The organism is Rhizobium sp. Nf11,1 (assembly GCF_050587665.1).
In the GTDB taxonomy this organism is placed as follows: Bacteria; Pseudomonadota; Alphaproteobacteria; order Rhizobiales; family Rhizobiaceae; genus Rhizobium.
Map to the genome: position 1 here is coordinate 273,718 of NZ_JBOBHU010000003.1, position 18,224 is coordinate 291,941.

Genomic DNA, 18,224 nt, shown 5'->3' on the forward strand with positions numbered 1-18,224 from the left:
ATAAGCGGTCTTGCCTTGGCGGGCGGTTTCGGCCAAAACGCCGGCCATGATCACGATTACCGATATTTCCGCCCGCATCGCCGGACGCCTGCTTCTCGACAATGCCAGCGTTTCGCTGCCTTCAGGTACGAAAGCGGGGCTGGTCGGGCGCAATGGCGCCGGCAAATCCACGCTGTTTCGCGTCATCACCGGCGAGCTCGGCTCGGAGACCGGCTCGGTGTCGATTCCGAAGGCGGCGCGTATCGGTCAGGTGGCCCAGGAAGCGCCGGGAACCGAGGATTCCCTGATCGAGATCGTGCTTGCCGCTGACAAGGAACGCGCGGCCCTGCTTGCCGAAGCAGAAACGGCAAGCGACCCGCACCGCATCGCCGAAATCCAGATGCGCCTCATCGATATCGATGCCCATTCGGCCGAGGCGCGGGCTGCGAGCATCCTCGCCGGCCTCGGCTTCGACCAGGCGGCGCAAGCCCGCCCCGCCTCCTCCTTCTCCGGCGGCTGGCGCATGCGCGTAGCGCTCGCCGCCGTGCTGTTTGCCGAGCCGGACCTGCTTCTGCTCGACGAGCCGACCAACTACCTCGACCTCGAAGGCACGATGTGGCTGGAGGACTATATCCGCCGCTATCCGCACACGGTCATCATTATCAGCCACGACCGCGATCTCCTGAACAATGCGGTCAATTCCATTGTCCATCTCGACCAGAAGAAGCTCACCTTCTACCGCGGCAATTATGACCAGTTCGAGCGGCAGAAGGCGGAAGCCGACGAGCTGCAGACGAAGGCCAAGGCGAAGAACGAGGCAGCGCGCAAACATCTGCAGAGCTTCATTGATCGCTTCAAGGCCAAGGCTTCCAAGGCCCGGCAGGCGCAATCGCGCGTCAAGGCGCTCGAGCGGATGGGGACGGTCGCAGCCGTCATCGAGGATCATGTGCAGCCGATCACCTTCCCCGAGCCGGAGAAGCAGCCGGCCTCGCCGATCGTCGCAATCCAGGGCGGCGCCGTCGGCTACGAGCCCGGCAAGCCCATCCTGAAGAACCTCAACCTGCGCATTGACAATGACGATCGCATCGCCCTGCTCGGTTCGAACGGCAACGGCAAGTCGACCTTCGCCAAATTCATCTCAGGGCGACTGTCGCCGGAGAGTGGCGAAGTGAAGCTCGCGCCGAGCCTGAAGATCGGCTTTTTCGCCCAGCATCAGCTCGACGATCTGATCCCCGAGCAGTCGGCGGTGGAACATGTGCGCCGGCTGATGCCAGCCGAACCGGAGGCCAAGGTGCGCGCCCGCGTTGCGCAGATGGGGCTTGCGACCGAAAAGATGGCTACCGCCGCCAAGGATCTTTCCGGCGGCGAGAAGGCACGCCTGCTGATGGGGCTCGCCGCCTTCCATGCGCCGAACCTGCTCATTCTCGACGAGCCGACCAACCATCTCGACATCGACAGCCGCCGTGCGCTGATCGAGGCGCTGAACGATTACAACGGCGCCGTGATCCTGATCTCGCACGACCGCCACCTCATCGAGGCGACCGTCGACCGGCTGTGGCTGGTCAACGGCGGCACTGTCACCACCTTCGAAGGCGATATGGACGAGTATCGCGACCTCATCGTCAGTTCCGGTAAAAAGAAGGAAGACAGGCCGCAGACCAGCGACGATACGACTTCGAAGGCCGACCAGCGCAAGCTCAACGCGGAAAAGCGCGCCTCGCTGACGCCGCTGAAGAAAAAGATCAACGAAATCGAATCCTTGACGGCGAAGCTGGAGAAACAGATTCGGGCTCTTGATGCGGAGCTTGCGGATCCGACTCTTTATGAGAAGACGCCCGCCAAAGCCGCCGAAAAGGCAAAACAGCGCGGCGAGGCCGCGGCAAAACTCACTGCTGCCGAGGAAGAGTGGCTGATGCTGTCGTCCGAATATGAAGAGGCAATGGCAGGATAGCCACAGTCTTTTAGGAAACGCCGCGGCTGCCACGCGTTACGAGAATTCCTGCCGAGCTCAACCGATCGTTAACCATAATTCGAAAGGTTGTCTCAACATTCATTACTGATTTGTTGAGCCCTTTCTATGCATCGATTTTTCGTCCTTTCCTGCATCGCCCTTGCGGCCGCCCTCTCCGCCTGCAGCACGACCAGACAAGCTCCCGACACCTCGATCAAAACAGCTTCGGTGGTTGCGCCCGAGGGACGAATGCCTTCCGGCAAGCCCGCCAATGATGATGCAACGCCGCTCTTTGTCGGCCCGCATCACCTTTCCGGGAGGACGCTGGAGGTCTCTTCGCTTGCCGATTTCAAGCTCAACGACAAGGAAGTGATCCTGAGCTTCGACGATGGCCCGATCCCCGGCCGGACGGACAAAGTGCTGGCGATTCTCGACCAGTTCGGCGTCAAGGGCGCCTTCATGATGGTCGGCGAGATGGCCGAGATGCATCCGGCGCTGGCGCGCAAGGTGGCAATGGAGGGCAATGCGGTCGGCAGTCACACCTATGACCATGCCAACTTGACCTCGCTGAGCTTCGATGCGGCAATGGACGAGGTGCTCAAGGGCGAGCTGGCGGTGACCAAGGCGACGGGAACAGACGTCTCCTTCTTCCGCTTCCCCTATCTCGCCGAGAGCCAGAGGCTGCGCGCCGCTATCGCCATGCGCGACATGGTCGTCATGGATGTCGACATCGACAGCAAGGACTATTTCACCAGCACACCCCTGTCCGTGACGCAACGGACGATGAACCTGCTGCACAAGCGCGGCCGCGGCATCGTTCTGATGCACGACATCCACAAGCGCACCGCGAGGATGTTGCCGACCCTGCTTTCGAAACTCGAAGCCGAAGGCTACAAAGTCGTGACGCTGAAGTTCAAGAAGCCGCAGGTACCGAACGATCTCGTCGCCTCGGCCGATATGGTGATGACCCGCTAACGCGCCTTGCCAAGGCGGAGCCGGCTGCCTAGATCTGGGGCGACGTCAATGCAAGCGGCAGCTCAGATATGAACCTTCATCTCGAAACGGACGAAGATCCGCGGACCCGCCAGTTCATCGCTGAACACAATGCGCTCTCCGACGCGACATTGAGAACGCAGCAATTTGCCGAAGATCGCGACGCGATCAAAGCGCTTATCGAGCGGCAGGACAGGCTGATCGTGCCGATGCGCCGCGGGGGCTGGCTGTTCGATTTCCGGCAGAGCAAGGACAATCCGCTCGGCGTCTGGCTCCGCCTGCCGGCGGACCAGGCTCCCCTGCCCGATGCAGCCTGGGAGCCGGTCTTCGATCTCGATGCCTTCTGCGCCGGCGAAGGCAAGCGCTGGAACTGGCGCGGCGCCGTCACCTGCCCGTGGGAACCGACCCGCATCCTGCTCATGCTTTCGGACGGCGGTTCCGACCTCATCCGCCTGCTCGAATTCGACGCCGAACGCAAACAGGTCGTGAAGGGCGGTTTCGACACGCCCGCCGCGCGGTCGCATGCCACGTGGCTCAGCCGCGACGAGATCTGTTACTTCGGTTCGATCGACCGATTTTCGGCGACCCGCTCGGGATGGCCGCGCGTCGGGCGGCGGTTGAAGCGCGGGCAGCGGCCGGAAGAAGCCGCCATCATGTTCGAAGCCGCTGATGAGGATGTCTATGGCTTCAATCTCGTCATCGACCCTGCCCTATCGGGCGGTTCGACAGATACCGGGCTGATCGACATTTTCGTCGCCAGCCATGAAATCGGCGTGGCCAGCGCTTTCCTCATTGCCGATGATGGCGCGCAACGGCGCATCGATCTGCCCAAGGAAGCCGATTTTCAGTTCAATCATAATCATTGCCTCTGGCGGGCTAAGACGGAGGAGCGCGTTGCGACCGGCAGCCTGGTGCTCCAACGCTTCGACCCCAGTTCGGAGACGATGCTGCTGGGGCCGGAGCGAATCCTGTTTCAGCCCGACGAAGGTCAGTCCGTCGCGCAGATGATGCTGATGCGCGAATGGTGCGTGTTCATCGTTTCCGACCGGCTGCGCCCACGTCTTATGGTGCTCGACCTGACAAAGGTAAATGCCGAACAGCGGGAAATCGCGCTGCCGGCGGAGATGCAGACGGCTTATGTCAGGCCCCTCTATGCGGATCTGCATCATGGCGACGACACACTCCACATCGTCGGCCAGGGTTTCCTGCAGCCGCCGACCTGTTACCGTCTCGAACTCTCCGATCGCAGCAGAGAGCCCGAGCCGATCTTCACAGCGGCGGCGCCGAGCTATTTCGATGCGACCGGTATGTCGTCTGAGTTGCTGGAGGCTGTGTCCGAGGACGGGACCAGGGTCGCCTACCGGCTGGTGCTGCCGCGACAGTGGACCAAGGGCGCACTGCCGGTGCTGATCTACGGCTATGGCGGATTCGACGTTGCGCTGTCGCCGAATTATTCCGGCGTAACCGGCCGTTGGCTGGAGCAAGGTGGCGCCTATGTGCAGGCCTATATCCGCGGCGGCGGTGAATTCGGGCCTGACTGGTATCGCAGCGCCAAACGGCAGGGGCGAGACCGGGCCTTTGCCGATTTCGTCGCCATCGCCCGCGATCTCGTCGCTCGCGGTTACACCATGCCATCCCGAATTGCCTGCCAGGGCGGCAGCAATGGCGGCCTGCTGACGGGCGTGATGCTGACGCGCTACCCGCATGATTTCGGCGCGGTCTGGTGCCAGGTGCCGGTGCTCGACATGACACGCTTCCACCTGTTCAGCGCCGGCCAGGCGTGGATGGATGAATATGGCGATCCGGAGACGCCGGCGGACCGGGAATTCATGCTCGGCTATTCGCCTCTTCACAATATCAGGCCGGCCGGCGAGGTCACTTATCCGCCGATCTACATTGAAAGCTCCAGCAATGACGACCGCGTGCACCCCTCGCATGCACGCCGTTTTGCTGCGAAACTGGAGGCAGAAGGACACAAGCTGCTCTTCCACGAATTCGGTTTGGGCGGGCATGGCGGCGACGGCAGTTCCGAGGAGCGCGCCGCCCGCGCGGCGATGGGTTACAGCTTCCTTCGCGAGACCATCATGCGTTAGGATGGAAAGGAATGGAGGAGCAGAGCTTGTCGGCGCTCTTCTTTCTGCTACAACACGCCCAATAAATCATACTTTTCATACAGGCACGAGCGAAACACATGTCCCCTATCAACCTCGCCATCGTCGGCGTCGGCAAGATCGTCCGCGACCAGCACCTCCCTTCCATCGCCAAGAACCCGGACTTCAAGCTCGTCGCCACGGCAAGCCGTCACGGCACGGTCGAAGGCATCAACAGCTACACCACGATCGACGCGATGCTCGACGCCGAGCCTTCGATCGATGCCGTGTCGCTCTGCATGCCGCCGCAATACCGCTATGAAGCCGCCTACAAGGCGCTCGTTGCCGGCAAGCATGTCTTCCTGGAAAAGCCGCCGGGTGCAACGCTGAGCGAAGTGGCCGACCTCGAGGCGCTGGCGAACAAGCAGGGTGCGTCGCTGTTTGCCAGCTGGCATTCGCGTTATGCGCCGGCCGTCGAATCCACCAAGGCTTTTCTTGCTTCGACGACGATCAAAAGCGTGCATGTGATCTGGAAAGAGGATGTCCGCCACTGGCATCCGAACCAGGACTGGATCTGGCAGGCCGGCGGCCTCGGCGTTTTCGATCCCGGCATCAATGCGCTGTCGATCGTCACCCATATCCTGCCGCGGCAGGTCTTCATCACCGGGGCTGTGCTGGAATTCCCAGAAAATCGTGATGCGCCGATCGCCGCCGACATTCACTTCCGCGATGCAGACGGCCTGCCGGTTCATGCCGAATTCGACTGGCGCCAGACTGGCAAGCAGAGCTGGGACATCGTTGCGGAAACGGCAGCCGGCCAGATGGTCCTCTCCGAGGGCGGCGCCAAGCTTTCCATCGACGGCACGCTGACATTCGCCGAACCGGAACAGGAATATCCTTCGCTCTATCGCCGCTTCGCTGAGATCATCAAGGCGGGCAAATCGGATGTCGATCTCGCACCCCTGCGCCACGTCGCCGATGCTTTCATGCTCGGCAAGCGAAAATTCGTCGAGGCGTTCCACGACTGAGCCATTTGAGGTCCTTGCCTGTCGGCTCCGACGGCAAGGACCCGCTCAAGCCTTCTTCTCCCACCGCCCTTCCGGTGTCTGCTGCCAATAGGTGAGGTTATGCCCCTCGCCTTTCAGCTTCTTCCATTGCGCGCGGGCAGTTTCCAACTGCTCCTGATCGTGACCGTCGAACATGAAGACGACGCGCTCATAGGCATCGGCCGGCGGCGGCTCGGCACCGTCGACAACGAAACGAACCGTCGCCGCATTGGCATTGTCCCCCGTCACCGTCAAAAGCACCGGCTGGCTTTCGGCAAAATCGCCTTCGTCGGTCCCATGCGGCAGGAAACTCTCCTCCCGGAACGTCCAAAGATGCGCATCGAGTGCATCGCGCCGCGCCGCCTCGCGCGTCTGGACGACGACGCGCCAGCCGCGCTCGACACTTTTGTCGAGGAGCGGTGGAAGCGCGTCTTCCAGCCTGGTTTCGGTCAGATGATAGAAGAGAACGTCGGTCATCGGGATTCATGATGCGCGCGAACGAGCTCGTCGAGCAGGCGCACGCCGAAACCGGAACCCCAGGACTGGTTAATCTCATCCTGCGGCGAGCCCATCGCCGTGCCGGCGATATCGAGATGCGCCCAAGGCGTCTCCTGGACGAAGCGTTTGAGGAAATGCGCCGCGGTGATCGAGCCGGCCTGACGGCCGCCGGTGTTCTTCATGTCGGCGAATTTGCTGTCGATCAGCTTGTCATAATCCTTGCCGAGCGGCAGGCGCCAGAGTTTCTCGTTTGTGGAAAGGCCGGCCGCCGTCAGCTGTGCCGAAAGCTCGTCGTCATTGGAGAACAGGCCCGCGTGCACGTTGCCAAGCGCCACCACGATTGCACCGGTCAGGGTGGCCAGATTGATCATGCACTGTGGCTTGAAGCGATCATTGCAATACCAGAGCGCATCGCAGAGCACGAGGCGGCCTTCGGCATCGGTGTTGATCACCTCGATCGTCTGGCCGGACATGGAGGTGACGATGTCGCCCGGGCGCTGGGCGTTGCCATCGGGCATGTTCTCGACCAGGCCGATGATGCCGACCGCGTTGACGGCGGCTTTGCGGGCGGCAAGCACGTGCATCAGGCCGGTCACGGCGGCGGCACCGCCCATATCCCCCTTCATATCCTCCATGCCGGCGGCCGGCTTGATCGAAATGCCGCCGGTATCGAAAACGACGCCCTTGCCGATGAAGGCGACCGGACGGTCCTTGCTCTTGCCGCCCTTCCACTGCATGACCGCCAGACGCGGCGGACGCACGGAGCCCTGCGCAACGCCGAGCAACGCACCCATGCCGAGACGGCGCATTTCCTTCTCTGTTAGGATCTCCACCTCGACGCCCAGCTTTTCCAGTTCCTTCGCCTTGGCGGCGAATTCGACAGGTCCAAGCGCGTTCGGCGGTTCGTTGACAAGGTCACGGGCGAGATTGACACCGCCTGCGATCGCTTCGGAATCGGAAAACGCCTTCCTGGCGCCGTTCGCGTCGCCGGTGACGATCGTCACCTTAACGGGTTTTGCCGGCTTTTCCTCGTCATCATTCTTCTTTGTCTTATAGGTATCGAAGCTGTAGGCGCGCAGCAGCATGCCAAGCGCGAAATCAGCGGCGGCGCGCGCGTTCGTCTCAAGGCCGGGCACGTCGACGAAGATGGCGGCCTTGTCGGTATTCTTGATTTTCGACGCCGCGGCGCCGCCGGCTTTCAGCCAGTCGTGAGCGGTGAGTTCGCTGGCCTTGCCAAGCCCGACGACAACGATGCGCTCGACGGGGGCTCCTTCCGGGGCGACAATATCGAGCGCGGCCATTGATTTAGCGGAGAATCGAGCGATCTTGGCAGCCTTGGCGATCACGCCTGCCGGATCAGCCGTTTCGGTGCCTGCGGCGCTGTCGGCCTCCGCAGTTTTCAGCAGGATCGCGAGCCCGCCATTGAGCTTTACCGACTTCGAGAATGAAATTTCGAACTTTACTGACATGTCTTCTCCGCTGGGATTCTTGAAATCCGTCCCTGGCGGATAATTTCGCGTTTGGCGGGTCTGTCAATGGCTCGCGACTATTGTTATGGTCGCCCGCGGCCGTCCAGGCTCTCGTGTTTTCGTCAGTTTCGTAGATATTCGCGTTGACAGTTTTTTCGAAAAATCGATGGCAGGGCCCTGTGATCCGCCTGCCGAAGACGACTTTCGGTGCATTCCTGTTTCTGTTCTGGGCGTGGTGGGCGCTGCTTGCCATCTTTCGCGCCTTCCCTGGAATAGACATTTATTTTTCCCAGCTTTTTTTTGTGGGCGCAGATTGTGACGCGACTGCCGCTGCCGGGAGCATCTGCGGCGGCTTTCCCTATCGCGACTCGGGGAATTTCGACCTGCTGCGAACCATCTTCTTCCGCCTGCCTTACGTCGTGGCGATCGTCATGGCGTGGAAGCTGATCGAATGCTACCAGCAGCACGGCGCGACCTTCAACGCCGAGCGGGCGCGTAAGCTCAAGGTCGCGCTCGGAACGCTGCTGATCGGGCCGGTGCTGCTCGTCAATGTTATCCTGAAGGAACATTGGGGCCGGCCGCGGCCGGTGCAGACGGATATTTTCGGCGGGAGCCTGCATTTTGTCGAGGCCGGCTCACTTGCCGGCAAATGCGTCTCGAACTGCTCCTTCGTGTCCGGCGAGGCGGCGAGCGCTGGATGGCTGTTCTGCCTTCTGCTCTTCGTCCCGAAATCGCTGCGTTATGCGCTGGGGCCACCGGTCGCCGCGATCTCGCTCCTGACGCCCGCCATGCGGCTATCCTTCGGCGCGCATTATCTTTCCGACGTGACGCTCGGATGGCTCTCCTCGCTTGTCATCTTCGCAGCGCTGCTGGCGTTAACTGAGTCGCAACAGGGCCAAAAAAATTCTGAAAATTGAATGAATTTTTGACACCTGCTTGTCGCAAAAGCGCGACAAAGAGCGTAGAGGGATTCTCCTGCAAGCCGTTTTGGCGTGCAGGTGCTTTCAAGGGCCGGCATGAAACTACTCGAGACATACATATTGCGGCGCGTCGGCCAGATGTTTCTCGTGGCGCTCCTGCCCGTGTTGGCAATCATCTGGACGACACAGGTCCTGCAGCGCATCAATCTCGTCACCGACAGCGGCCAGTCGATCGGCTCGTTTGCCAAGCTGGCGACGATGATCCTGCCGTCGATCATTCCCGTGGTGCTGCCCTTCGCGCTCGTCATCGCCATCACCCAGACGCTGACGACGATGAACAACGATTCCGAGCTGACCGTCATCGACGCGGCCGGGGCACGGCGAACCATTCTGGTCCGGCCGATCCTGCTGCTTGCCGCCGTCATCAGCGTCTTTTCCTTTTTCGTCGACAACATCGTCGAGCCACGGGCAAAGACGGTGGCGCGTCAGATGATCGCCGAAACCTACGCCGATCTCCTCTCCTCGGTTATCGAAGAAAAGACCTTCCGCAAGCTCGACGAAGGTCTCTATGTGCAGATCTCACAACGCCTGGCGGGGCGGATGCTGAAGGGCCTATTCGTCGCCGACGAGCGGGACCCGGCCTACGAGCTCATCTATTACGCCAAGGAGGGCGCCGTCGACGATACCGGCACGACGCTGATCATGCACGACGGCGAGGTGCATCGCAAAACGCCCGACGGCAACGTCTCGGTCATCAATTTCGATTCCTATTCCTTCGACCTCTCCGACATGACGGAGAGCCGCGGTCAGGCGACGCTGAAAGCCAGCGACCGTGACCTGTGGTTCCTGTTCAATCCGGATCCGAACGACAAGGACTATACGATCCGCCCCCAGAGCTACCGCGCCGAATTGCATCGACGGCTGACGGACTGGATCCTGCCCGTCGTCTTTGCATTGTTCTCACTGGCGATCGCCGGCGACGCGCGCTCGCACCGGGAGGCTCGGCTGCATCCGATGGTGAGCGCGCTCGGCTATGCTTTCGCGCTACGATGGGCTGCTTTCTACGCGGCAAACCAAATCGACACCGATCCGGAATATATCGCGGTTCTCTACGCCATCCCGATCGTCAGCAGCATCATCTCGATCATCTTCCTCGGCCTGCACAAGCGACTGGTCATGCCTTCGTTCGTCTGGGACCGGATATCGGTTTCCTGGAGACGCATGCAGGAAAGACTGCTTACCGCGACCAGCAGGTCCGGCGGGGGCGCGGCCCAATGATGTTCGGGACATTGTCGCGTTATTTCTTTCGCCGTTATCTGGCGACGACCTGCTGGTTTCTGATCGGCGTATCGGCGATCGCCTTCCTGCTTGATTTCAGCGAGACGGCTGGGCGCATGTCCGGCCTGCCCGGCTACACGATCGGCGGCGGCATCGTGATGACCGCCGTGCGCCTGCCGCTCATCCTGCAGCAGACAATCCCCTTCGTCGCCCTCTTCGTCGGCATGACGGTGCTGATCGGGCTCAACCGGAAATATGAGCTCGTGGTCACGCGCGCGGCCGGCATCTCGGTCTGGCAATTCATGTTTCCGTTCATCGCCGGCTCAATTGCACTCGGCGTGCTGACGATGACGGCGCTCAACCCGCTTGCCGCCTGGGGACAGCGCCAGGCGCTGCTGGTCGAGTCCGACTGGCGTGGTGAAAACGCGGTTTTGCGCAAGGCGCCGCAGATTCCGTGGCTGCGCCAGATCAGCGGCCGCGACGATGTCATCATCGGCGCCCAGACGGTCCAGGAGAACGGAACCAAGCTGATCGACGCCGTATTGATCCATTTCGATTCAAGCGGCCGAGTCATTCTGAGACAGGATGCCGCCACGGCAAAGTTGGAAGATGGTTACTGGCAGCTTAACGGCGTCGTCGAGCGCAAGCCTGGCGAAATCCCACTGCGCAAAGCTTCGGTCCAACTTCGCACCAATCTGAAACAGGATTTCGTTCAGGAGCGGCTGACAGCGCCGGAAACAATTGGTTTCTTTGACCTTTCCAATCGCATTGCGGCGGCCAAATCCTTCGGCATCTCGACCAAGGCCTTGGAGACGCAATTCAACTCCCTGTTGTCTCAGCCATTGCTGCTGGTGGCCATGACTCTCATTGCTGCAACAGTGTCCCTAAAATTTAGCCGGTTCAACCAATCCCGCTCCGTGATTCTGGGTGGAATCCTGTCAGGCTTCATGCTTTATGTCGTCACCGTGCTTGTTAAAGCATTCGGAAGCAGTGGAGTCGTGCCTCCCTTCGTGGCGACCTGGATACCGGTTGTCGTCGCGTTGGCCTTGGGCGCGACTATTTTGCTTCATCAGGAGGACGGCTAGTGGCGGTAGGCGACCGCAAGTATTTTAGTAAACAGTTGGTTGCCCTGCTTGTCGGTGCGGCTCTATGTTCCTATTTCGGCAGCGCCCCGGCCTCCTATGGCCAGGCCAACACGCCTGAACAAAATATCGAGAATAAGATTCCCGAAGGGGCCAAGCTTCTGCTTTCGGCCAATGAACTCGTCTATAACCGTGACGCCGAACTCGTGTCGGCGATCGGCGGCGTGCAGATCAACTATGGCGGCTACAAAATGGTCGCGCAGAAGGTCGAGTACAACCAGAAGACCGGCCGGATGATGGCGCTCGGCAATGTCGAGCTCGTCAGTCCGGACGGCAACCGCATCTATGCCGACAACCTAGACGTGACCGACAATTTCGCCGACGGGTTCCTGAACTCGCTGCGCATCGAAACTTCCGACAATACGCGTATCGTCGCCGAAAGCGGCGAGCGGGTCGGCGGCACGAAGATGATTCTCAACAAGGGCGTCTATACCGCCTGCCTTCCCTGCGCCGAAGATCCGAAGCGCGCACCGTTCTGGCAGGTCAAGGCCAAGCGCGTGATCCAGAATGGCGAAACCCATACGATCCGCCTGGAGCGGGCGCGTTTCGAGCTGCTTGGTTACCCGATTGCCTTCGTGCCGTTCATCGAGGTTCCCGACAATACGGTGAAGCGCAAGTCCGGCTTCCTGTTCCCGACGATGAGCCTGTCGCAGAACCTCGGCTTCGGCCTTTCCATTCCTTATTATTACGTGATCTCGCCGAGCATGGATGCGACGGTCACGGCGACCGGCTACACGGCCCAGGGCTTCCTGGTCGAAGGCGAATTCCGTCAGCGATTCGAAAACGGCACGCATATCCTGCGCGTCGCCGGCATCGACCAGGCAAAGCCGGACAATTTCAGCTCGGGCACCAGCGATGCCGAAGCCGAGCAGCGCGGCATGGTGGCGTCAAAGGCGGAGTTCCGCATCAATCCGCGCTGGACGTTCGGCTGGGACGTCATGGTGCAGAGCGACAACAATTTCTCGAAAACCTACAAGCTGCGCGGCTTGAGCAGCACCGATCGCACGAACCAGATCTACCTGACGGGGCTCGGGAAACGGAATTATTTCGACATGCGGGCGTTTTATTTCGACGTCCAGGATGCCGATCGGACGAACACGGCCGAAAAGCAGCAGGCCATCGTCTATCCCGCGCTTGATTATCACTATGTCGCGCCTCAGCCGCTTGCAGGCGGTGAACTTTCTGCGGACGTCAACCTGACGAATATTTCGCGCACACACGACGACTTCTATACCGTCGACGGATTCGACCGGTTCCGTGGCCTGAAGGGCCAGACTTCGCGTCTGACGGCCGAACTTCAATGGAAACGCACCTATGTCACGCCGACCGGTCTGGTGATCACGCCGCTTCTGGCCGCGCGCGGCGACGCTTTCGCGTTGAACATGAACGACCCGACCGGTTACGCCGGCAATTATCTTGACGACGAATCCGCCACTCGCTCGATGTTCACCGCCGGGCTGGAGATGCGGTATCCGATCCTGATGACGACTGATAACAGCACGCATATTCTGGAGCCGATCGTCCAGATCTATGCGCGCCCCGACGAGCAGCTCGCCGGCCGGCTGCCGAACGAGGATGCACAGAGTTTCGTTTTCGATGCCACCTCGCTCTTCGACCGCGATAAATTCTCTGGTTACGACCGCGTCGAAGGCGGCACCCGCGCCAATGTCGGCTTCCAGTATACCGGGACGTTCGACAGCGGTTACAAGCTGCACGGCATTTTCGGCCAGTCTTATCAGATCGCCGGCCAGAACTCGTTCGCGACCGATGACCTCGTCAATGTCGGCGCGGATTCGGGCCTCGAAACCGACCGCTCCGATTATGTCGGCCTCGGCGGCGTCGAAACGCCGTACGGTGTTTCCGTTGCGGCCTCCTACCGGCTCGACGAGAAGGATTTCGAATTTCGCCGTGGCGACCTGACGACAGCCTACCAGAACGACACCTTCCAGACGCAGGTGACTTACACGCATCTCAGCGCTCAGCCGGCCTATGGCTTCGCCGAGGACAACGACGAGATCCAGACCAGCAGCAAGGTCAAGTTCAAGGACTATTGGTCGATCTTCGGCGGCATCGCCTGGGATCTGAACAACGATGTGATCAGCCGCCGGACACTCGGCCTTTCGTATGAGGACGAATGCACGATCTTCACGATCGCCTATACGGATAGCAGGGATTCCGACGACGAGTCGGCAAGCGACTGGACGATCGGCGCGCGGCTGACGTTCCGCACGCTCGGCGACATCAAGATCGGCTCCGACACTCTCTCCAACTAGCCGGCGGACGGCGTAAACATGGCCTCAAGTCATTCTTTCGCCGTAAGCCTGTGCAGGACATTGCCGCCAGTCGATATCCGAGGCATAGGAGTTTCGCACCGCGATGGAAGCGATTTCCGCGTGTCTCGCACTGTGGTAAGGACGCCGCGATCAAAGTCTCGCGGCGCTATTGGGAGGTCAACAGATGATTGACGCGAAAAAAGCTATAACCGCCTTTCTCGCCGGCGCAGCGATCGCTTTGCTGACGGGCCTTGCCGGCCCGGCGCTTGCTGCAAGCGGAGTCCAGGCCGTGGTGAACGGTACAGCCATTACCAGCGGCGACGTCGCCAAGCGTCAGGCCTTCCTGCGCCTGCAGCATACCAAGGCCGACGCCAAGACCGCCACGGAGCAATTGATCGACGAGACGCTCAAGCGCCAGGAGGTCGCCCGCGTCCATATGTCGGTTTCGCAGCAGGACGTCGATGCGTCTTTCGCACGCTTTTCGGCCGGCAACAAACTTTCCGTCGAGCAGATGTCGCAGATCCTCGATCGCGCCGGCGTCGGCGTCGACCATTTCAAAGGCTTCATCGCCGTGCAGATGAGCTGGCCGCGCGTCGTCAACGCGCGCTACGGCTCGACCTCGCGGCTGTCGAATTATGATCTCGTCTCGCGCATGATGCAGAACAACAAGCAAAAGCCGGTGACAACGGAATATATGCTGCAGCAGATCATCTTCGTCATTCCTGAGGCCAAGCGCGGCGCCATCACCGGTAAGCGCAAGGGCGAGGCCGAGGCATCGCGCTCGAAATTCCCCGGCTGCGATCAGGCAAAGACCTTTGCCGCAACGATGCGCGATGTTTCCGTGCGCGATCTCGGCCGCATGCTTGCTCCCGAGATCCCGCCGGATTGGAAACCTCTGGTCGAGCAGGCCAAGGGCAACACGACAGGCACCCGCGTTACCGAGAAGGGCGTCGAATATCTGGCGATCTGCAGCCAGCGCCAGGTCTCCGACGACCAGGCCGCCGAAATGGTCTTCCGCCAGGAGGATCTCGACAAGTCCAAGGCCGGCAAGAGCGGCCCACCGGAAAACGAAAACAGCAAGAAATACCTGGACGAACTGCGCAAGAAGGCGCAGATCGCCTATCGCTGACCGACGATGGCGATACCCTTCTCACGACCGCTTGCGCTGAGCCAGGGCGATCCCGCCGGCATCGGACCGGATATCACCCTGACGGCCTGGCTCCAGCGGCGTGAACTCGGGCTTCCGCCTTTTTTCCTGATCGGCGATCCGGATGTTTTGGCTCTACGGGCCCGCCAGCTCAATCTGGCGGTTTCCATACGTGAGATCGACACGGCCGGCGAGGCCACCGGCATATTTGCCGATGCTCTGCCCGTCATGAGCGTGCCGGCCGGCATTGAGGTGGTGGCCGGCGAGCCGCATGCGGCAACGGCGAAGGGCACGATCGCGGCGATCGAGAAAGCAGTCTCGCTTGTCATCGGCGGCGAGGCACTCGCAGTCGTCACCAATCCGATCGCCAAGGGCGTGCTCTACGAGGCGGGTTTCCGGTTTCCCGGCCATACCGAATTTCTCGCCGATCTTGCCGCCAGGGCGACCGGCAGGCCGGTGACGCCGGTCATGATGTTGTCGGGACCGAAACTGAGGGCCATTCCAGTTACCATCCACATTCCTGTCCGCGATGTGCCGCAAGCACTGACCGGCGAACTGATGATCGAAACCTGCCGGATCGCCGATGCGGATCTCAGGCAGCGCTTCGGTATCGACGCGCCGCGCCTTGCCGTCGCCGGCCTCAACCCGCATGCTGGTGAAGGCGGAGCGATCGGCACGGAGGATGAGGACATCATCCGCCCATCGATCGAGCAACTGCGTGACGAGGGTATCGACGCGATCGGCCCCCTGCCGGCCGATACGATGTTCCATGACGAGGCGCGGGCGCGATATGATGTCGCCATCTGCATGTACCACGACCAAGCGCTGATCCCCGCCAAGGCACTCGGTTTCGACGACAGCGTCAACGTGACCCTCGGACTTCCCTTCGTGCGAACCTCGCCGGACCACGGCACCGCTTTCGGCATTGCCGGCAAGGGACTGGCGCGCGAGCAGAGCCTGGTTGCAGCACTGAAGCTTGCCGCCCAGCTCGGCCGCACCGCCGAAGGCCGCCGCTGATGGCAGCACTCGATGGCCTGCCGCCGCTTCGCGACGTCATTCAGCGTCACGGCCTCGATGCGCGCAAGGCGCTCGGGCAGAACTTCCTGCTCGACCTCAACCTCACGCAGAAGGTCGCCCGCACCGCAGGCGCGCTCGAAGAGACCACCGTTTTCGAGGTCGGCCCCGGCCCCGGCGGGCTGACCCGGGCGATTCTGGCGCTCGGCGCCAAGAAGGTCATCGCCATCGAGCGGGACGCGCGCTGCCTGCCGGCGCTTGCCGAGATCGCCGACCACTATCCCGGCCGACTGGAGGTGATTGAAGGCGATGCGCTGAAGACGGATTTCGAAGCACTGGCGCCGGAAGGACCCGTCAAGATCGTCGCCAACCTGCCCTACAATGTCGGTACGCAGCTGCTGGTCAACTGGCTGCTGCCGAGGGCCTGGCCGCCATTCTGGCAATCGATGACGCTGATGTTCCAGAAGGAAGTCGGCGCCCGGATCGTTGCCGGCGAGGACGATGACCATTACGGTCGTCTCGGCGTGCTCTGCGGCTGGCGGACCGAGGCGCGCATGGCCTTCGACGTGTCGCCGCAAGCCTTCACGCCGCCGCCGAAGGTGACTTCGACGGTAGTGCATCTTGTCCCCAGGGCGAACCCCATCCCGTGCGCCATCGCCAATCTGGAAAAAGTAACGCAGGCCGCCTTCGGCCAGCGCCGCAAGATGCTGCGCCAGAGCCTGAAGCCACTCGGCGGCGAGAGCCTGCTCATCAAGGCGGGAATCGATCCGGCGCGGCGGGCGGAGACCCTCTCAGTCGAAGAATTCTGCCTTCTCGCAAATAGCCTTTAGCGCCACATTTCCTTATGGAAGCACAGAGGACGCGCCTCAGAGCGACGGCGTCTCTTCCAGCAGCTCTCGGACGAAATCGAACATGCCATGGCGGCGGTCGCGGCGCAGGCGTTCGGCCTTGACGATCGACTGGACGGCGTCGAAGGCGGTGTTGAGATCGTCATTGACGATGACATAATCATATTCGCGCCAGTGGGCGATCTCGGCGCGGCTGTTGGCCAGACGCGTCTGAATCACCTCCTCGGAATCCTCGGCACGGCGATGCAGCCGCGACTGGAGCTCCGTCATGGTCGGCGGCAGTACAAAGATCGAGACGACGTCAGCCGACATCTTCTCCTGCAACTGCTGGGCGCCCTGCCAATCAATATCGAAGAGCATGTCGCGGCCTTCGGCCATGGCCTGCTCGACCGGCTCGCGCGGCGTGCCGTAGAAATTGCCATGCACTTCGGCCCATTCGAGCAGTGCGTCGCTATCGCGCAACCGCTCAAACTCGCGCACACTCTTGAAATGGTAATGCACACCTTCGACTTCGCTCGGGCGGCGCTGGCGCGTGGTGACGCTGACGGAGAGGCCGATATGCTTGTCGGTCTCCAAAAGCGTGCGCGCAATGGTGGACTTGCCGGCGCCCGACGGCGACGAAATGACAAGCATCAGACCGCGGCGGGCGATCTGCACGGGCGAGGATTTCGCCGGTTTCATGTCCTACTCCAAATTCTGGACCTGCTCGCGGAACTGGTCGATCACGACTTTCAGCTCGATGCCGGCGGCGGTGACCGCCGAGGCATTCGACTTCGAGCAGATGGTATTCGATTCGCGGTTAAATTCCTGTGCAAGGAAGTCCAGTCGGCGCCCGGCAGGCCCGCCTTTCGCCAGGAGATCGCGCGCGGCGGCGATATGCGCCTTCAGACGATCGATTTCTTCGCGCAGATCCGCCTTGGTCGCCAACAAAGCGGCCTCCGCGTGCAGCCTGTCACGGTCGAGGGCGGCCATGCCGTCCATGAGCAAGGCAACCTGTGCCGCAAGCCGGGCCGAGATCTCCGCCGGCGAACGTGAGGGATCCATCTCGATCGTCCGCGTCAGGCTCTCTATCGTCGCGACATGATCGAGAAGGATGCGGGAAAGCGCCGCCCCTTCCTGTGCGCGCATTGCCTTGAGATCGGCAAGCGCGGCGAGCAGGCCGGCGACAATATCGGTATCACGGGCGGCAAGCGCCTCCTCGCCATCCTCGCCTTCACGGAACTCCACGATGCCGCGCACGAGAAGCAGCGTATCGAGCTTCAAAGGCGCCGGATCGATCACATCAACCAGTTGCTCGCGCATGGCGAGCACGGCAGCGAGCGCCTCTTTGTTCAGAACTGCCTCGAAACGGTTCTCGTCGGCGGTGACCGACAGCGATGCCTGCAGGTTGCCGCGGCTGAAGGTTTCGCCGGCAAGGCGGCGTACCTCCGCCTCCATGCGTTCGAGACCGGGCGGCAGGCGCAGGCGCAGGTCGAAACCCTTGCCGTTGACCGAGCGCAGTTCCCACGCCCAACGCCAGCGGCCGCTCGTTCCCTCGCGCCGCGCAAAACCGGTCATCGACTGCAAAGCCATGCGA

The 18,224-nt window shown here is 61.6% G+C and carries 15 protein-coding genes; 11 read left to right on the forward strand and 4 right to left on the reverse strand.

Going from position 1 to position 18,224, the window contains the following annotated elements; translation table 11 throughout:
- The first annotated feature begins 46 nt into the window (after positions 1-46).
- From ACQ7C1_RS06905 to ACQ7C1_RS06920, 4 genes are all read left to right on the forward strand, one after another.
- Entirely contained in the window at positions 47-1,930 is a 1,884-nt protein-coding gene (locus tag ACQ7C1_RS06905) for an ABC-F family ATP-binding cassette domain-containing protein (RefSeq protein ID WP_430957760.1), read from the forward strand.
- 126 nt (positions 1,931-2,056) lie between these two features.
- Positions 2,057-2,905 carry a polysaccharide deacetylase family protein gene (locus ACQ7C1_RS06910; RefSeq protein ID WP_430957761.1) on the forward strand — a complete coding sequence of 283 codons (849 nt, stop codon included), beginning with the start codon at positions 2,057-2,059 and terminating at the stop codon, positions 2,903-2,905.
- Positions 2,906-2,973: 68 nt separating this feature from the next.
- A complete protein-coding gene (locus ACQ7C1_RS06915; protein ID WP_430957762.1) occupies positions 2,974-5,016 on the forward strand; it encodes a prolyl oligopeptidase family serine peptidase in 2,043 nt (680 codons plus the stop codon).
- 98 nt (positions 5,017-5,114) lie between these two features.
- On the forward strand, positions 5,115-6,041 hold the full coding sequence (locus tag ACQ7C1_RS06920; protein ID WP_430957763.1) for a Gfo/Idh/MocA family protein: 927 nt from the start codon (positions 5,115-5,117) through the stop codon (positions 6,039-6,041).
- Positions 6,042-6,086: 45 nt separating this feature from the next.
- Here the strand turns inward: ACQ7C1_RS06920 and ACQ7C1_RS06925 are convergent, their stop codons facing one another.
- Complete coding sequence (locus tag ACQ7C1_RS06925; protein WP_430957764.1) at positions 6,087-6,536, reverse strand: DNA polymerase III subunit chi; 450 nt, start codon at positions 6,534-6,536, stop codon at positions 6,087-6,089.
- Positions 6,533-8,026 carry a leucyl aminopeptidase gene (locus ACQ7C1_RS06930; RefSeq protein WP_430957765.1) on the reverse strand — a complete coding sequence of 498 codons (1,494 nt, stop codon included), beginning with the start codon at positions 8,024-8,026 and terminating at the stop codon, positions 6,533-6,535. The genes ACQ7C1_RS06925 and ACQ7C1_RS06930 overlap by 4 nt, the downstream gene beginning before the upstream one ends.
- Positions 8,027-8,169: 143 nt before the next feature.
- Here ACQ7C1_RS06930 and ACQ7C1_RS06935 point away from each other — a divergent pair, with 143 nt between their 5' ends.
- The 7 genes from ACQ7C1_RS06935 to rsmA all read left to right on the forward strand — a co-directional run bounded on the left by ACQ7C1_RS06935 (position 8,170) and on the right by rsmA (position 16,630).
- Positions 8,170-8,943 carry a phosphatase PAP2 family protein gene (locus tag ACQ7C1_RS06935; RefSeq protein ID WP_430957766.1) on the forward strand — a complete coding sequence of 258 codons (774 nt, stop codon included), beginning with the start codon at positions 8,170-8,172 and terminating at the stop codon, positions 8,941-8,943.
- Between the two features lie 99 nt (positions 8,944-9,042).
- Positions 9,043-10,224: an LPS export ABC transporter permease LptF gene (gene lptF / locus ACQ7C1_RS06940; RefSeq protein WP_085777662.1), complete on the forward strand. Its 1,182-nt coding sequence runs from the start codon at positions 9,043-9,045 to the stop codon at positions 10,222-10,224.
- Positions 10,221-11,309 carry an LPS export ABC transporter permease LptG gene (gene lptG, locus ACQ7C1_RS06945; RefSeq protein ID WP_085777661.1) on the forward strand — a complete coding sequence of 363 codons (1,089 nt, stop codon included), beginning with the start codon at positions 10,221-10,223 and terminating at the stop codon, positions 11,307-11,309. Before lptF ends, lptG begins: the two co-directional genes overlap by 4 nt.
- Complete coding sequence (locus ACQ7C1_RS06950) at positions 11,309-13,639, forward strand: LPS-assembly protein LptD (protein ID WP_285192779.1); 2,331 nt, start codon at positions 11,309-11,311, stop codon at positions 13,637-13,639. Before lptG ends, ACQ7C1_RS06950 begins: the two co-directional genes overlap by 1 nt.
- Positions 13,640-13,823: 184 nt before the next feature.
- Positions 13,824-14,768, forward strand: coding sequence for a peptidylprolyl isomerase (locus tag ACQ7C1_RS06955; protein ID WP_221112307.1), 945 nt, complete (start codon positions 13,824-13,826; stop codon positions 14,766-14,768).
- 6 nt (positions 14,769-14,774) lie between these two features.
- The gene (pdxA, locus tag ACQ7C1_RS06960) at positions 14,775-15,803 is read left to right on the forward strand and encodes a 4-hydroxythreonine-4-phosphate dehydrogenase PdxA (protein ID WP_430957767.1); all 1,029 of its coding nucleotides are present in this window, start codon (positions 14,775-14,777) and stop codon (positions 15,801-15,803) included.
- On the forward strand, positions 15,803-16,630 hold the full coding sequence (gene rsmA, locus ACQ7C1_RS06965) for a 16S rRNA (adenine(1518)-N(6)/adenine(1519)-N(6))-dimethyltransferase RsmA (RefSeq protein WP_430957768.1): 828 nt from the start codon (positions 15,803-15,805) through the stop codon (positions 16,628-16,630). Before pdxA ends, rsmA begins: the two co-directional genes overlap by 1 nt.
- Positions 16,631-16,666: 36 nt before the next feature.
- Here rsmA and gmk read toward each other — a convergent pair whose 3' ends face one another.
- The gene (gmk, locus tag ACQ7C1_RS06970; protein ID WP_064810043.1) at positions 16,667-17,329 is read right to left on the reverse strand and encodes a guanylate kinase; all 663 of its coding nucleotides are present in this window, start codon (positions 17,327-17,329) and stop codon (positions 16,667-16,669) included.
- A gap of 3 nt (positions 17,330-17,332) precedes the next feature.
- Positions 17,333-18,220 (reverse strand): YicC/YloC family endoribonuclease, encoded by an 888-nt coding sequence (locus tag ACQ7C1_RS06975; RefSeq protein WP_430957769.1) that lies wholly within the window; start codon positions 18,218-18,220, stop codon positions 17,333-17,335.
- Positions 18,221-18,224 lie beyond the last annotated feature (4 nt).

Coding starts and splice junctions, on each gene's coding strand:
- ACQ7C1_RS06955 (WP_221112307.1), top strand. CDS start 13,824: ATGATTGACGCGAAAAAAGCTATAACCGCCTTTCTCGCCGGCGCAGCG.
- ACQ7C1_RS06905 (WP_430957760.1), top strand. CDS start 47: ATGATCACGATTACCGATATTTCCGCCCGCATCGCCGGACGCCTGCTT.
- ACQ7C1_RS06925 (WP_430957764.1), bottom strand. CDS start 6,536: ATGACCGACGTTCTCTTCTATCATCTGACCGAAACCAGGCTGGAAGAC.
- ACQ7C1_RS06975 (WP_430957769.1), bottom strand. CDS start 18,220: ATGGCTTTGCAGTCGATGACCGGTTTTGCGCGGCGCGAGGGAACGAGC.
- ACQ7C1_RS06930 (WP_430957765.1), bottom strand. CDS start 8,026: ATGTCAGTAAAGTTCGAAATTTCATTCTCGAAGTCGGTAAAGCTCAAT.
- rsmA (WP_430957768.1), top strand. CDS start 15,803: ATGGCAGCACTCGATGGCCTGCCGCCGCTTCGCGACGTCATTCAGCGT.
- lptF (WP_085777662.1), top strand. CDS start 9,043: ATGAAACTACTCGAGACATACATATTGCGGCGCGTCGGCCAGATGTTT.
- ACQ7C1_RS06920 (WP_430957763.1), top strand. CDS start 5,115: ATGTCCCCTATCAACCTCGCCATCGTCGGCGTCGGCAAGATCGTCCGC.
- gmk (WP_064810043.1), bottom strand. CDS start 17,329: ATGAAACCGGCGAAATCCTCGCCCGTGCAGATCGCCCGCCGCGGTCTG.
- lptG (WP_085777661.1), top strand. CDS start 10,221: ATGATGTTCGGGACATTGTCGCGTTATTTCTTTCGCCGTTATCTGGCG.
- pdxA (WP_430957767.1), top strand. CDS start 14,775: ATGGCGATACCCTTCTCACGACCGCTTGCGCTGAGCCAGGGCGATCCC.
- ACQ7C1_RS06910 (WP_430957761.1), top strand. CDS start 2,057: ATGCATCGATTTTTCGTCCTTTCCTGCATCGCCCTTGCGGCCGCCCTC.
- ACQ7C1_RS06915 (WP_430957762.1), top strand. CDS start 2,974: ATGAACCTTCATCTCGAAACGGACGAAGATCCGCGGACCCGCCAGTTC.